The 12,484-nt window shown below is 57.0% G+C and carries 14 protein-coding genes and 1 tRNA gene; 7 read left to right on the top strand and 8 right to left on the bottom strand.

Going from position 1 to position 12,484, the window contains the following annotated elements:
- Position 1: 1 nt before the first annotated feature.
- Both J4D25_RS05265 and J4D25_RS05260 read left to right on the top strand, forming a co-directional pair.
- Positions 2–1,240 (top strand): cytochrome c, encoded by a 1,239-nt coding sequence (locus J4D25_RS05265; protein ID WP_057715560.1) that lies wholly within the window; start codon positions 2–4, stop codon positions 1,238–1,240.
- A gap of 1 nt (position 1,241) precedes the next feature.
- The gene (locus J4D25_RS05260) at positions 1,242–2,213 is read left to right on the top strand and encodes an XdhC family protein (RefSeq protein WP_057715559.1); all 972 of its coding nucleotides are present in this window, start codon (positions 1,242–1,244) and stop codon (positions 2,211–2,213) included.
- Positions 2,214–2,330: 117 nt separating this feature from the next.
- On the opposite strand, the gene J4D25_RS05255 is transcribed toward J4D25_RS05260, so the two are convergent.
- On the bottom strand, positions 2,331–3,614 hold the full coding sequence (locus J4D25_RS05255; RefSeq protein WP_057715558.1) for an FAD-binding oxidoreductase: 1,284 nt from the start codon (positions 3,612–3,614) through the stop codon (positions 2,331–2,333).
- Positions 3,615–3,797: 183 nt separating this feature from the next.
- Between J4D25_RS05255 and J4D25_RS05250 the strand changes: the two genes are divergently transcribed.
- Positions 3,798–3,874 (top strand) — tRNA-Val (locus J4D25_RS05250).
- Positions 3,875–4,661: 787 nt separating this feature from the next.
- Here J4D25_RS05250 and J4D25_RS05245 read toward each other — a convergent pair.
- Positions 4,662–4,844, bottom strand: a complete 183-nt coding sequence (locus J4D25_RS05245; RefSeq protein WP_057715557.1) for a hypothetical protein — start codon at positions 4,842–4,844, stop codon at positions 4,662–4,664.
- Between the two features lie 945 nt (positions 4,845–5,789).
- Here J4D25_RS05245 and J4D25_RS05240 point away from each other — a divergent pair.
- On the top strand, positions 5,790–6,446 hold the full coding sequence (locus tag J4D25_RS05240) for a trypsin-like peptidase domain-containing protein (RefSeq protein WP_057715556.1): 657 nt from the start codon (positions 5,790–5,792) through the stop codon (positions 6,444–6,446).
- Between the two features lie 249 nt (positions 6,447–6,695).
- Here the strand turns inward: J4D25_RS05240 and J4D25_RS05235 are convergent, their stop codons facing one another.
- A complete protein-coding gene (locus tag J4D25_RS05235; protein ID WP_057715555.1) occupies positions 6,696–6,902 on the bottom strand; it encodes a hypothetical protein in 207 nt (68 codons plus the stop codon).
- A 251-nt stretch (positions 6,903–7,153) separates the two neighbouring features.
- On the opposite strand from J4D25_RS05235, the gene J4D25_RS05230 reads away from it, so the two are divergent.
- Positions 7,154–7,348 carry a hypothetical protein gene (locus tag J4D25_RS05230; protein ID WP_057715554.1) on the top strand — a complete coding sequence of 65 codons (195 nt, stop codon included), beginning with the start codon at positions 7,154–7,156 and terminating at the stop codon, positions 7,346–7,348.
- A gap of 75 nt (positions 7,349–7,423) precedes the next feature.
- Here J4D25_RS05230 and J4D25_RS05225 read toward each other — a convergent pair whose 3' ends face one another.
- Positions 7,424–8,176, bottom strand: coding sequence for a carbonic anhydrase (locus J4D25_RS05225; protein ID WP_057715553.1), 753 nt, complete (start codon positions 8,174–8,176; stop codon positions 7,424–7,426).
- Between the two features lie 203 nt (positions 8,177–8,379).
- Between J4D25_RS05225 and J4D25_RS05220 the strand changes: the two genes are divergently transcribed.
- Positions 8,380–8,835, top strand: coding sequence for a DUF2214 family protein (locus J4D25_RS05220; RefSeq protein WP_057715552.1), 456 nt, complete (start codon positions 8,380–8,382; stop codon positions 8,833–8,835).
- Between the two features lie 185 nt (positions 8,836–9,020).
- On the opposite strand, the gene csrA is transcribed toward J4D25_RS05220, so the two are convergent.
- Positions 9,021–9,212 (bottom strand): carbon storage regulator CsrA, encoded by a 192-nt coding sequence (csrA, locus tag J4D25_RS05215; protein ID WP_007975691.1) that lies wholly within the window; start codon positions 9,210–9,212, stop codon positions 9,021–9,023.
- A gap of 250 nt (positions 9,213–9,462) precedes the next feature.
- Here csrA and J4D25_RS05210 point away from each other — a divergent pair, with 250 nt between their 5' ends.
- Complete coding sequence (locus tag J4D25_RS05210; RefSeq protein WP_057715551.1) at positions 9,463–9,828, top strand: hypothetical protein; 366 nt, start codon at positions 9,463–9,465, stop codon at positions 9,826–9,828.
- A gap of 83 nt (positions 9,829–9,911) precedes the next feature.
- Here the strand turns inward: J4D25_RS05210 and J4D25_RS05205 are convergent, their stop codons facing one another.
- The 3 genes from J4D25_RS05205 to J4D25_RS05195 form a co-directional block, all read right to left on the bottom strand.
- Positions 9,912–10,601 (bottom strand): endonuclease, encoded by a 690-nt coding sequence (locus J4D25_RS05205; RefSeq protein ID WP_057715550.1) that lies wholly within the window; start codon positions 10,599–10,601, stop codon positions 9,912–9,914.
- Positions 10,602–10,605: 4 nt separating this feature from the next.
- A complete protein-coding gene (locus J4D25_RS05200; RefSeq protein WP_046041595.1) occupies positions 10,606–10,875 on the bottom strand; it encodes a DUF1654 domain-containing protein in 270 nt (89 codons plus the stop codon).
- A 181-nt stretch (positions 10,876–11,056) separates the two neighbouring features.
- Positions 11,057–12,145, bottom strand: coding sequence for an asparaginase (locus J4D25_RS05195; protein WP_057715549.1), 1,089 nt, complete (start codon positions 12,143–12,145; stop codon positions 11,057–11,059).
- Positions 12,146–12,484: the final 339 nt, after the last annotated feature.

Below are 12,484 nucleotides of genomic sequence, written 5' to 3'. Positions count from 1 at the left end.
CATGAAGCTTCTACTTAGCCGCCTGGCGCTGGCGGTTGGTCTGGCTGCGCCTGTGGTGGCAGCTCACGCCGATGATGCGCAGGTCAAGCAAGGCGAGTACCTCGCCCGCGCCGCCGACTGCATGGCGTGCCACACCGCACCGGGTGGCGCGCCGTACGCGGGCGGCCTGCCGATCGTGTCGCCGTTCGGCACGATCTACGGCACCAACATCACCCCGAGCAAAGAGCACGGTATCGGTCTGTACAACGATGACGAGTTCTTCGCCGCGCTGACCGAAGGCAAGCGCCGTGATGGCGCGAACCTGTATCCGGCGATGCCCTACACCTCGTATCACCTGATCCCGCGTGCAGATTCCGACGCGATTCATGCCTACCTGAAAACCGTCGAGCCGATCGAGCGCGCAGCACCGGTCACCAGCCTGAGCTTCCCGTTCAACGTGCGCCTGGGCCTGATGGGCTGGAACATGATGTACGGCAAGGACGTGAAGCTGGAACCGGCTGAAGGCAAAAGCGAAGCCTGGAAGCGCGGCCAGTACATGGTCGACGTGCTGGGGCACTGTGGCGAGTGCCACACCCCGCGCGGCCTGCCCGGTGCTATGCAGATGGACAAACGCATGACCGGCGGCATTCTCAATGGTTATCTGGCGCCGAGTCTGCTGGCCACTGACCTGGCGGCCCGTGGCTGGAATCATCAGGACCTGAGCTCGTTCCTCAAACACGGCATGAGCGCCCAGGGCACGATGTTCAACGAGATGTTCCCGGTGTTCCACAACAGCACCCAGGGCCTCAGCGATCCGGATCTGGCGGCGATGGCGACTTTCCTGCTCGGCGATCAGCCGCCTGCGGCGAAAGTGCTCGTCGAAGTGCCGTTGGACAAACTGAGCCCGAGTGTCCAGCGTGGCCGTCAGGAATATTTGAATGTCTGCGCCGGTTGCCATGCACCGGGCGGTGAGGGCAAACCGCACATCGCCGTCGCCATGCGCGGCAACACCACGCTGCGCCTGGAAGATCCGCGCAACCTGGTGCGGGTGATCGACGACGGTATCGGTGAGCAGAAGTTCTCCGGATTCGAACACATGCAACCGATGCCAGGGTTTGTCGATAAGCTGAATGACGAACAACTCACGGACCTGCTGAACTACCTGCGTCAGGGCTGGGGTGGTCAGCCGAATGATCTGGCAGTGAACGACGTGCAGAAGTTGCGGGCCGATGCGCCGCCGCTCGAGCACAAGGCCCACTGATATGCAGCATCTGGATCTGCAAGTGGTGCGTCGGGCGCTGGAGTGGTCGGCGGCCGGTCAGCGCATCTGGCTGTGTACGGTGCTGGCCACTTACGGCTCGGCACCGCGCGCACCGGGTTCGCTGCTGGCGGTGAACACGCAGGGGTACTGGATTGGCTCGCTGTCCGGTGGCTGTGTCGAGGAAGACTTTCTCGAGCGAGTCGCCGAGGACGCGTTTCTGGAGCCAGTCAGCGTTGTTCGTTACGGCGAAGGCGACGATCCACGCTCACGCGTCAGCCTGCCCTGTGGCGGGGTGCTGGACGTGCTGGTCGAGAAGCTCGAGGCCGATTGCGAGGTGCAAGCGCATCTGCGGGAACTGGAGTCGGCGCTGTTGGGCCGACGTCGGTTGATCCGCGAGGTTGATCTGCAAAGTGGTGTGCGCAGCCTGTTCGATGATCGTGAGCAGGGTGTGCGTATCGAGCGTGAAATCGACCGGGTGCGTGTACGCGTCGGCGCGGCCCAGCGCTTGCTGCTGGCGGGGTATTCCAGTGTCGCCCAGGCCTGTGCGGAGTTTGCCGTGGGGCTTGGGTTCGAGGTGATTCTGTGTGACCCGCGGGACGAAGTGCTCGAAGGCGTCGTGCTGGAAAATGTGGAGATTCGCCGTCAACTTCCGTCGGTGTTCATCGCTGACGGCGGTTGCCACAGCGACACGGCGGTGGTGGCGTTGACCCACGATCCACGTATCGACGATTTGGCGATGATGGAGGCAGTGCGCACCGACGCGTTTTACATCGGTGTGATGGGCTCCATGCAGACCTCGCAAAAGCGCTTCGAGCGGTTGCGGCGCATCGGTGGTCTGGGGGATGTCGAGTTGGGGCGGATTCATGCTCCCATCGGGCTGAACCTGGGCAGCAAGACGCCGGCAGAGATCGCGCTGGCGGTACTGGCCGATATCTTGCGGATCCGAAGCGGTATCCCACGAGATCGTCTCTAACCCCCAAAACCTGTGGGAGCGAGCTTGCTCGCGATGAGGTCGTAACATCCAACACATTCGTTGGCTGCCAGACCGATATCGCGAGCAGGCTCGCTCCCACAATGTATTGCGTGTCGCTTAGTACCCGAATTTATCCCGCAATCCGTAATACCACGCACCCAATGCCGCAAACGGTGTGCGCAGCAACTGGCCGCCGGGGAACGGGTAGTGGGGCAGGTCGGCAAAGGCGTCAAAACGCTCGGCCTGGCCGCGCAGCGCTTCGGCCAGCACCTTGCCCGCCAGGTGCGTGTAGGTCACGCCATGGCCGCTGCAGCCCTGGGAATAGTAGATGTTGTCGCCCAGGCGTCCGACCTGGGGCAGGCGCGACAGGGTCAGCAGGAAGTTGCCCGTCCACGCGTAATCGATCTTCACGTCCTTGAGCTGCGGGAATGCCTTGAGCATCTTCGGCCGGATGATCGCTTCGATGTTCGCCGGATCCCGCGCGCCATACACCACGCCACCACCGAAAATCAGACGCTTGTCGCCGCTGAGGCGGTAGTAGTCGAGCAGGTAATTGCAGTCTTCGACGCAGTAATCCTGAGGCAGCAGGGTCTTGGCCAGTTCTTCACCTAATGGCTCGGTGGTAATCACCTGTGTGCCGCAAGGCATCGACTTGGCGGCCAGTTCCGGCACCAGATTGCCCAGGTAAGCGTTGCCGGCGACGATGATGAATTTGGCCCGGACCTTACCCTGCGGCGTGTGCACCACCGGGCTGGCCCCGCGCTCGATGCGTACGGCCGGCGACTGCTCATAGATCGTCCCGCCGAGGGACTCGACCGCCGCCGCTTCACCCAGCGCCAGGTTAAGCGGATGGATGTGGCCGCCACTCATGTCGAGCATCCCGCCGACGTATTGATCGCAGGCAACCACCTCGCGGATGCGGCGTTGATCCATCAACTCAAGCTGGGTGTGCCCGAAACGCTCCCACAGGCGCTTCTGGGATTCGAGATGACCCATCTGCTTGGCGGTCATCGCGGCGAACACGCCACCGTCCTTCAAGTCGCACTGAATGTTGTACCTGGCGACCCGCTCACGAATGATTCGCCCACCCTCGAACGCCATCTGCCCCAGCAACTGGGCCTGCTTGGGACCGACCGTGCGCTCGATGACATCGATATCGCGGCTATAGCTGTTAACGATCTGGCCGCCATTACGCCCGGACGCCCCGAAACCCACCCTGGCAGCCTCGAGCACCGTGACCTTGAAGCCGTTCTCCAGCAGAAACAGGGCAGCGGACAGCCCCGTATAACCGGCGCCAATCACACAGACATCGGTCTCCACGTCATCCTGCAACGCCGGGCGCGGTGGAACCGCATTGGCCGATGCGGCGTAATAGGATTCTGGGTAGGGAGTGTTAGCCATCCGGCAGCCTCTGTTTAATATATTTTACGAGTGCGTTGATCCTACCCGAGTTGAAAATCGCCCGCCAGCACCCGGAAAATCTTCTTTGTACCGGCAAAATTAAATATTTTGCATATTCATAGGGTTAGCGCGAAAAAAGGTGTTGACACCCCTCCGGAATTCCGTAGAATGCCGCCTCACAGCAGGCACGTAGCTCAGTTGGTTAGAGCACCACCTTGACATGGTGGGGGTCGTTGGTTCGAGTCCAATCGCGCCTACCAAACAAAATCCGCTCTGCTGGGCGGTCTAGAAGGGCTCACCGAAAGGTGGGCCCTTTTTTGTTGTCTGCGATTTGCAAACTCCCCGCTCAAAACGCCAACTTGGCGCCCACCTCCATGTACTCGATTTACTTTTCGTCGTGCCCCTCCTGATAGTGCTTCGTCATCTTCTCGTCTGCATGCCCCATCAGCGCTTGGAAGGACTCCTGTGGGAATTTCTACCGCTCGTACAGCCATGTCCCCAAGGCTCGGATCTCATGAAAAGTGGGGCGCTCGCCGGCCGGTACGTGGTCGTAGGTGTGCGCGGCGCCTGCAGACATTCACTGACAACCTCATGTAGCGCGGCCCTCATAGCGTTTCATCGCCCTCCGTTCACCTGCAGGTTCAATGTTATTTTTTTTCAGGGTTGTGTTCGGGACACTTGGCGTTGCGCTGGGTAAAGTCATTACCGCTTGCCCGGCCTGGTGTGTTTCAGATGGATTACTGAATGGCCAGCAACTGGTCAGGGTGGGCACCAATTCGAGACAAGGTGCAGGCGACAAAAACCAAGTAGTTCAGCGTGGCGGATCTGCCAATGCTTTCGCACCTTGCAGGCGTTCAGCGCACGCCCCTTGTCGGGGCCGCCTCTGCCGGAGAAGTCAAAGCCCTGGCAAGGCGATAAGAACGGCAAGGCCTCTTTACTTGGGCCAAAGCCTCAAGCAGATGATCCTTCGCCTCGTCGAAGGTGCATTCGCGCCTCCCCCCCCCCAAAAAAAAACAGAACATGACTTTGAGCTGCCGCTTGCTGAAGTCACGTAGCCACAATGGCCGCTTCCGGTTTAGCGATCCGCAGGTGCTCACGCCAGAGCCGTTCGAAGGGGATAATCATGCCCCGCGCGCACTGGGTAGTGCAGTAGCGCAGATCGGCCAGCACCCTGTCGACGCTGTTGTCCGGCATGCTCTTCATCACCTTGACGCATGTGTTAAACGCCATTCAAGTGATGATTGATGCACATGATCAAGCAGTCACCACGGCTTCTTACTGTACGGAGGAAGTTGTTGCCTTTAGTGAGCTTCTTGGATTTCACTTGCAGTCTACTGTGGCACATGGGCAATCCTTTGTAATTATAAGGGTCCTTATTTAACTTCATAAGGATTTCCTCGTTGCCAATAACACGCTCCTCACCGCTTGTTAGTAATTCAAGCACTACACATTTCATGCGAGTTAATTTGATAATCGTCAGATTGTTAGAAGACAGGCGTTGGGGTTTGTTAAACACCGTAACGTCGGCCTGTTGATGCGATCAAATACACACTTAGAGCCGCGCTGGTCGATCCAGGCAGCAACTTCATCGAGGGCAATAAAGTCTTCGTCGGGAGGATTGAGCGGGGCGGCGGTAAGACATTCTGACATCGCGCTTCCTCCATGAAAAAAATCGTAGCCAAGAGGTGCGCACACTGTAGGTAGCAGGCGAAAAACTCCCGTATGGGCGGGCTTAACGGGTGAGAAAAAAAGGGTGGGTGCTGATCCGTCAGCATATATTGAGTTTCGTTAGTGAGTTACGGCGCCGCTGTAGTGCAGGACAACTGGATTGCCTTCAGGCTTCTTGTTGCTTTTGTGGGTGAAGGGCATGGCGAATGATTCAGGTAGGTGCTACTTCCCATGACCGTTGGCGTAATTAACGAGGGAGTCCATAGAAACTCTTGGTTTTTATTCTCGTCTTTAACGTTTTTCAGGCGCCAAATATTTGAACTTTTTAAGTTGATCGAAAAGCGATTGGTCTTAGCGCGATTTATTCATACGCCCCATTACAATCTCAGCCATAAGTAAGAAAGCGTCAAACTGGAACAAGCGGCGAGGAGTACTGCAACCCAATAAAAGACAAAATATTGACAACAAAAAACAGTCACATTCTCCCTATTAAGTCGGTGATATATCATGATCAAGATCATGGCCTGCTTTTTAATAGGAGCTGTAACTGCAGGATGCAACGGCATCGTAAAACCCGACTTTTCGGGATCTGCGAATGATTCATATTTTTTAGTCTACTCGGGCTTTCCCGCACCGTATCTATACATGGCCTCGGCCGTGCAATGGAACGAGGACTACGCCGTAACCACTCGCCACACTCCGTTCATCCCCAACGTGAAGTACAGCTGCAGCACTGGTTGTGATCTCGTCTTCATCCTGCACAAGGCCAACGGCCGCTACCCGTCATGGCGCGCACCGCGTGTGGGCGAGAGCATAACTGCCGTTGGGGCGAGTCCTTACTTCATGACCACTACCGGGAAGGGCAAGGTGTATGAAACGCCTTTCGTCAATGCCGCTGAACACAGCGGTGATCTCTATGCCATCCACGATGCCCCGCTGATCAAGGGCATGTCGGGCGGGCCGGTCCTTGCAAGTGACGGCCATATTGTCGGCATCAATATTGGTTTCTATTCAACCACCCTGAACGATGTGAGCAATCACTCCGGCGTAAAGGGGGCTGAGAGGCTCAGCATCTTTATTCCATACTCGATCATTCAGCGCGAGTGGGGGATATTGCAGGCAAAACTTGACGACCCGCACGGCGCGAAGTATGTCGCGAAATAACTTTTAGCTTTCAACCCATTGGCCATCGCGCGTACCAGATAAAGTCCGCTCTGCTGGGCGGCCTGGAAGGGCTCACCGAAAGGTGGGCCCTTTTTGTTGTCCCGGATTTCTTCAGGTGTTCACAACGTATCGGGCTCGTTCACGCTGGGCAATGTGAACGTTGATGCGGGCGCGACGATTGCTGAGCGGATACCGGGCCACCAGTGATTGCCAGGTAATCGTTCAGGTCGTCGCCAGCCTCAATAGGCGTCAGAGGGCAAAGGTCGCTGCAAGGCCGTGGTGGCCTTCCTGTGCTCCTGCGATCAGGTGCATTGGGATGTTCTGTTGTACTTCAATGGACGGTACTTCGAAGCTCCCTACGATCTGGAGGTGGCGCTCGCTCAGTTCGGTCGACTTTCCTGCTTTTTCCTTGGCCATTCTCGCGTGGTTCATTGCGATTTCGTTGAGCGTTGACACGTTACATCTCCCGGTGACTGACCAAGCGTATCGCTGGCGTCCTTAAGCATTGATTGAATGGCTGCGGCGTCAGAATCATGTCGTTCCGGCGCTGCTACGGGCGATCTTAGCAAGCCTCAAGCCATGGATACGGGCGAATTCCTCGTTGTGTTCCGGCAGGCGACGAATGGCGGGTGCCTGTGAATGATGGTCCGGATTTTTTGTTATTCAGGCGTAAACTAGCAAGGCGACCTTATCAAAAGGAGCCGCCTATGAACGCCGATCAAATGAGCAAACAGGCACCTGTGGACACGACTGTCTGGGATCGATATTTCTGCGCTGCATTGATTGCCGAAAGCAATCTGACTGCCCCGATTGTGGGCGAGGCTACTCACGAGGACAGGCAGAACCTGTTGATCGAGAGGGCCAGAGTCCTCGCGGATAAAATGATGCAAAACCGAAGATAACCAGAGCCCAGCCGTCGCGCTGGGCTCTTTGCATGCGGGGTCATGCACCGATGCTGGGGGCGTGCGCATTGCGGGTCAAACGATCAACTCCACCTTGCCGCTCGCCAGGCGATAGATACCGCCCACGATCTTGAGCGCGCCTTTGCTCTGCGCATCAGTCAGCAATGGCGAGGCCTGTTTCAGGTTGTTGACCGAATTTTTGACGTTTTGCGCGGTGGCGTTTTCCATCAGGTTCCCGGGCTGCTTGAGTACTGCCTCGACTGCCGACTTGAGTGCGTCAGTCAGTTTCGGGATATGACCGGGAAAAATTGTCTGATCCTTGACCGCCTTGATACCGGCCTCGATGGCACCGCAACTCTCATGCCCGAGTACGAGAATCAGCGGGGCGCCCAGTACGGCAACCCCGTATTCAAGACTGGCCAAGCCTTCCGGTGTAACGAAGTTGCCCGCAACGCGGATGGAGAAAAGATCGCCGCGCGCGGTGTCGAACGCATATTCCGGGGCGATCCTCGAGTCAGAACAACTCAGCACGGCCACGAACGGATTTTGGCCGGACACCAAGGCCTCTCGCTCTGCCTTGAAATCGTGCGTCGTGGAAGTGCCGCCTACATATCGTGCATTGCCCTCCATCAGTCTTTTCAACGCCATGTCGGGACTGATTACGTTTTGAGGTTTGGGTGGGGCTGACGCTTTTTCGGCTGCCTGGATGATCTTGCCGGGCAGTGTGCCGGTCAGCAGCAGGGCGCCTGCGCTCAATCCGGCAAATTGAAGAAAACGACGACGGCCTGTTGTGTTTGAAGCAGAGCTTGAATCACATGATTTACACATGATTTTGTTTACTCAGTTCAATGGGGTGAGAGTGAGTTGCTGTTGGGGCGGGTACTGTCACGGACGCTCAATACCGGCGCAGTGGAGTCTAGTAGGTCTGTCATATTGTGTTCCGGGCATTGTCTGCGGATGGCGTGCACGCAGCCATTTCATGGGCTACTACTGACAGGCTCATACAACTTCGACCTGGCAGGAGTTTCTCGATGCTGACTCAATGGTTTCTGGCGGCGGTTCATCTTCTGGCATTTGCCTTGGGATTCTGGGCGGTATTGGTTCGAGGCACGGCTTTTCGGCGTTTGGCCGATGGCGCCACAGAGGTGCGCAGTGTTTTGATGGCGGACAATATCTGGGGTATTTCAGCTGTCGTTTTATTGATCAGTGGCGGGATGCGAGCCTTTGGCGGGTACGAGAAGGGCGCGGACTATTACCTGCATCAGCCGCTGTTTCATCTGAAGATGACGCTGTTCGTCCTGATCTTGTTGCTGGAGATTGCGCCGATGGTGACGCTGATCAAATGGCGGATAGCGCTTGCCCGTAAAGTGGCGATCGATACCGGCCGTGCGAAGCTGTTTGCACGGATCAGTCATATCGAGGCGCTGCTGGTGTTGCTGATGGTGGTGGCAGCGACTGGCATGGCGCGAGGCGTGATGCTTGGTTGACTGCGCAGTGAACGCATCCTTCCCTGGGGTAAACCAGAAAAGTCTGACAGCAAAAGGATGGAGCTTGCCGCTAGTATCGGCCCCAGGGGTTTGGGTGGGGGCGAAAGCGCAGGGCGATGGGGTGCTGAATCTTTAGCCAGCCGTAATTCCGGACTGAACGGGCTGGCTACTGACTGCAACAGGATTCAGGATTGCGGCTTTTCCGGGGCGGTCAGGCCGGCCTGAATGCGCTGGTAAATTTCTTCACGATGCACTGCAACGTCCTTCGGAGCGTTGATGCCGATCCTGACTTGCTGGCCGCTTACGCCCAGGATGGTGATCGTAATGTCATCACCAATGTTTATGCTTTCACCGACTTTGCGGGTGAGTATCAGCATGGTCTTCTCCTTGATTGCTTTGTGGGGCACCTGATTCGGACAGTGCAGAGGTCGGTGGTATGTATAGATTAGTGCGAAGTCTCGTGGTTTGGGTGCCTCTTTCTGACGCGCAGATGTGGCATTAATTCCCAAGGTGTAACTATACAGAGGCCGCAATCATCAATCTCGTTGTTTTGAGCCCATTTTACGGCACTCGTGAAGTATTCATGGGTGTTAAAATCGCCGCTTTATGCATTTGGAGGGAAGCGTCGTGCGCAAAATGGTTTTGATCATCGCGATATTGGCACTGGCGGGATGTGGCGAGGGCAGCCGTGTGGATGCGCCGAAGCCCAAGCCGGCCATGGCTGCCGTACCCGCGCCAGTTTCCGGTCCGCAATGGGATCTTGAAGTGCGAGGTGAAACCCCTCAGGCGGTCAGTGATCTGAGTGGCTGGCTGATCGAGCACAGTTTCATGTCCAGTGTCGTCAAGGAGAATGGCAATACCCGAATCCTGGTGGGGCCATTCAATTCGAAAGCCGAAGCCGAAGCCAAACAGGATGAAGTTCGCGCGGCACTCACTCGCGCGAAGAAACAGAACATCGAATTGCTGGTGCTTGAGCGTCCAGCCGCTCAATAACGTAGCGCAGACGTTGAAGAAACAAAAAAGGCCTCGGGCGTTTAGCACCGGGGCCTTTTTTGTTTCAGTGTCCCGTCCTGGATTCAGCCGCAGGCCTTCATGTCTACCGGGCCGACGAACTCGTTGCCGCGCCCCATGACGCACCCCACGCTCTGATTGCGTTGGCGTTCCCAGGCCTGTACCGGATAGGTCTTGTCCCAGGCTTCGTACAGTTGTCGATCCTGTTTCGACAGGCGCAAGCCATACTGCTTGCTCATGTAGAAGTAGGTCCGGGCGATCATGCCGCGAATGGAAGGGCGGGGCATGACTTTCTTGGCCTTGAAGTCGACCTGGGTCAGGCAGGAACCATATTGCCCCGACTGCTCGGGCAGCCAGCCAAAGCTGAAGTTGCTGCGATCGCCATTGACCTCGCCAATGCTGGGCACCAGGTTGTGCAAATCAGCCTCGGCCTTCTGGTAAACCGGGTCGTAGCGGGTGCAGTTCTTGCGACCGCCCTCTTGCCAGCACTGGCGTTGATGGCCGATTTGCCAGGCCGGAACAATATGCTCCCACTCGATGCGGGATGCGCGCTTGGCATTTTTACGTGGCACATAACCGCAGGCTTCAAGGTTCACCCGGTTGCCGGTGTACTTGCAGCCACAGTAAAACTCGGTGGACTGGGGCGCGTAGAGCTTCCAGGCGACCTTTTTCGCTTCGGTAAAAGTGCGCGGCGCGTCGGCTTGCGCCCCCATGACAAAAAACAGAAACAGCAAAGCAAACCAGCGGACACTCATCGACTCAATCTTCCTTCGGCACAACCCAGAAAATCTGCACACCGCCATCGTCGCGATAGGCGAGGGTGACGTTGTCGTTTTCGTCTATTTCTTCCAGTAAGCGTTCCCATTCATCCACCGGCTCGTCGGGAAGGCGGAAGATCAACGCTGCCCTGGCTTTTTGTGCGGTAGGGGAGTTGATGATTTTCTGAACGCGCAGGCCCATGCGTACATAGGTGTCGGGAGAGGCTGAGGTGGTGTCCACGGAATTATCCTTATTAAGCTGTACGTGCATACAGTATTTAACTGTAGGCCATTTCGCAACTGCTTAAAAACCAAGAAAATCCTCTGACAGCGATTTGTTCCGTTTGGCGTAAGGCGAAGGGAGTTTTTTTGTCAGATCCGCGGCAGCCACTCGCCAAGGCTGGCGAGTGGCGCACGGGGTGCCCGACCGGATCCGGTCGGGCGAGGGCGAATCAGTATTCCCAGAACATCCGTTGCAGCTCTTTGCTGTCATTGGTTTTGGTCAACGCGACCATCGCCAGGACCCGGGCTTTTTGTGGATTCAGGTCGTTGGCCACGACCCAGTCGTATTTATCGTCAGGCTGTTCGGCGTTGCGCAGTACAAAACCGCCGGCGTTGACATGGGAGGAACGAATGATCTGCACGCCATCCTTGCGCAGGGCTTGCAGGGCGGGCACCACTCGCGACGATACCGAGCCATTGCCGGTGCCGGCGTGGATGATGGCTTTGGCGCCGGACTGAGCCAGGGCCTTGTAGGCGGTGTCGCTGACGTTGCCATAGGAATAGGCGATCTCGACGTCAGGCAGGCTCTTGATGGTCTTGATGTCGAATTCGGAATCCATGGTGTGACGCTTGGCCGGCAGGCGGTACCAGTAGGATTTGCCTTCTACCACCATGCCCAGCGGACCCCAGGCACTTTTAAACGCTTCGGTCTTGATATTGATCATTTTGCTGACGTCGCGACCCGACTGGATTTCATCGTTCATGGTCACCAGTACACCTTTGCCTCGCGCGTCTTTGCTGCTGGCCACGGCCACCGCGTTATACAGGTTCAGCATGCCATCGGCGGACATCGCGGTGCCTGGGCGCATGGAGCCCACGACGATGATCGGCTTCTCGGTTTTTTCCACCAGGTTGAGGAAGTACGCCGTTTCTTCCAGGGTGTCGGTGCCGTGGGTGATCACGATGCCATCGACGTCTTTGCTGTCGGCCAGCTCGGCTACGCGGCGACCCAGTTGCAGCAGGTTTTCGTTGGTGATGCTTTCGGAGGCGATTTGCATGACCTGTTCGCCGCGAACGTTAGCCAATTGGCTCAGCTCAGGAACGCCGGCGATCAACTGTTCAATGCCGACTTTCGCCGCTTGATAGGTTGCGCTATTGGCGGCGCTGGCCCCCGCGCCGGCAATGGTACCGCCGGTGGCGAGGATCACCACGTTGGCCAGTTTTTGTTGGGTTTCGGCTTCTTTGGCCTGAAGGGCAGTGGGTAGAAGCAACAGCAGGGCCAAGGCGCCCGGAACGAAGGTCTTGAGTGCAGATGTCATTATTTTTCTCTTCTAGTTGTGAGACGGTGCAGATGCAGGTTCATCTAGATACGCCCCGGGCGAATCTGAACGCCGGGGGTGCGAGGGGAAGAGCAGGATCTGTACCAGTAATACGCTGAATTGAAAAACACACCTAAGTTAATGATTTGTAACGGTATTGCTGTTTGTGTCCAGAGCGGTTTCGGGGCTGGGCGTCCGGAATGCCGAACATGTTTAACTTTCGCGTTCGGCTCTCCGAAACGGATCGTGGTCTTGTTTGGGATTTAAACGGATCAAATCATCCGTCATGACTAAAGAAACGCCGGCGCCGGTCGATGCTCCTTCAAGGGATTTTTTCTT

This window comes from Pseudomonas sp. GW456-L13 (assembly GCF_017350115.1).
Classification (GTDB): Bacteria; Pseudomonadota; Gammaproteobacteria; order Pseudomonadales; family Pseudomonadaceae; genus Aquipseudomonas; species Aquipseudomonas jessenii.
The sequence above is the reverse complement of the archived record's forward strand: the minus strand, read 5'-3'. Positions and strand labels throughout refer to the sequence as shown.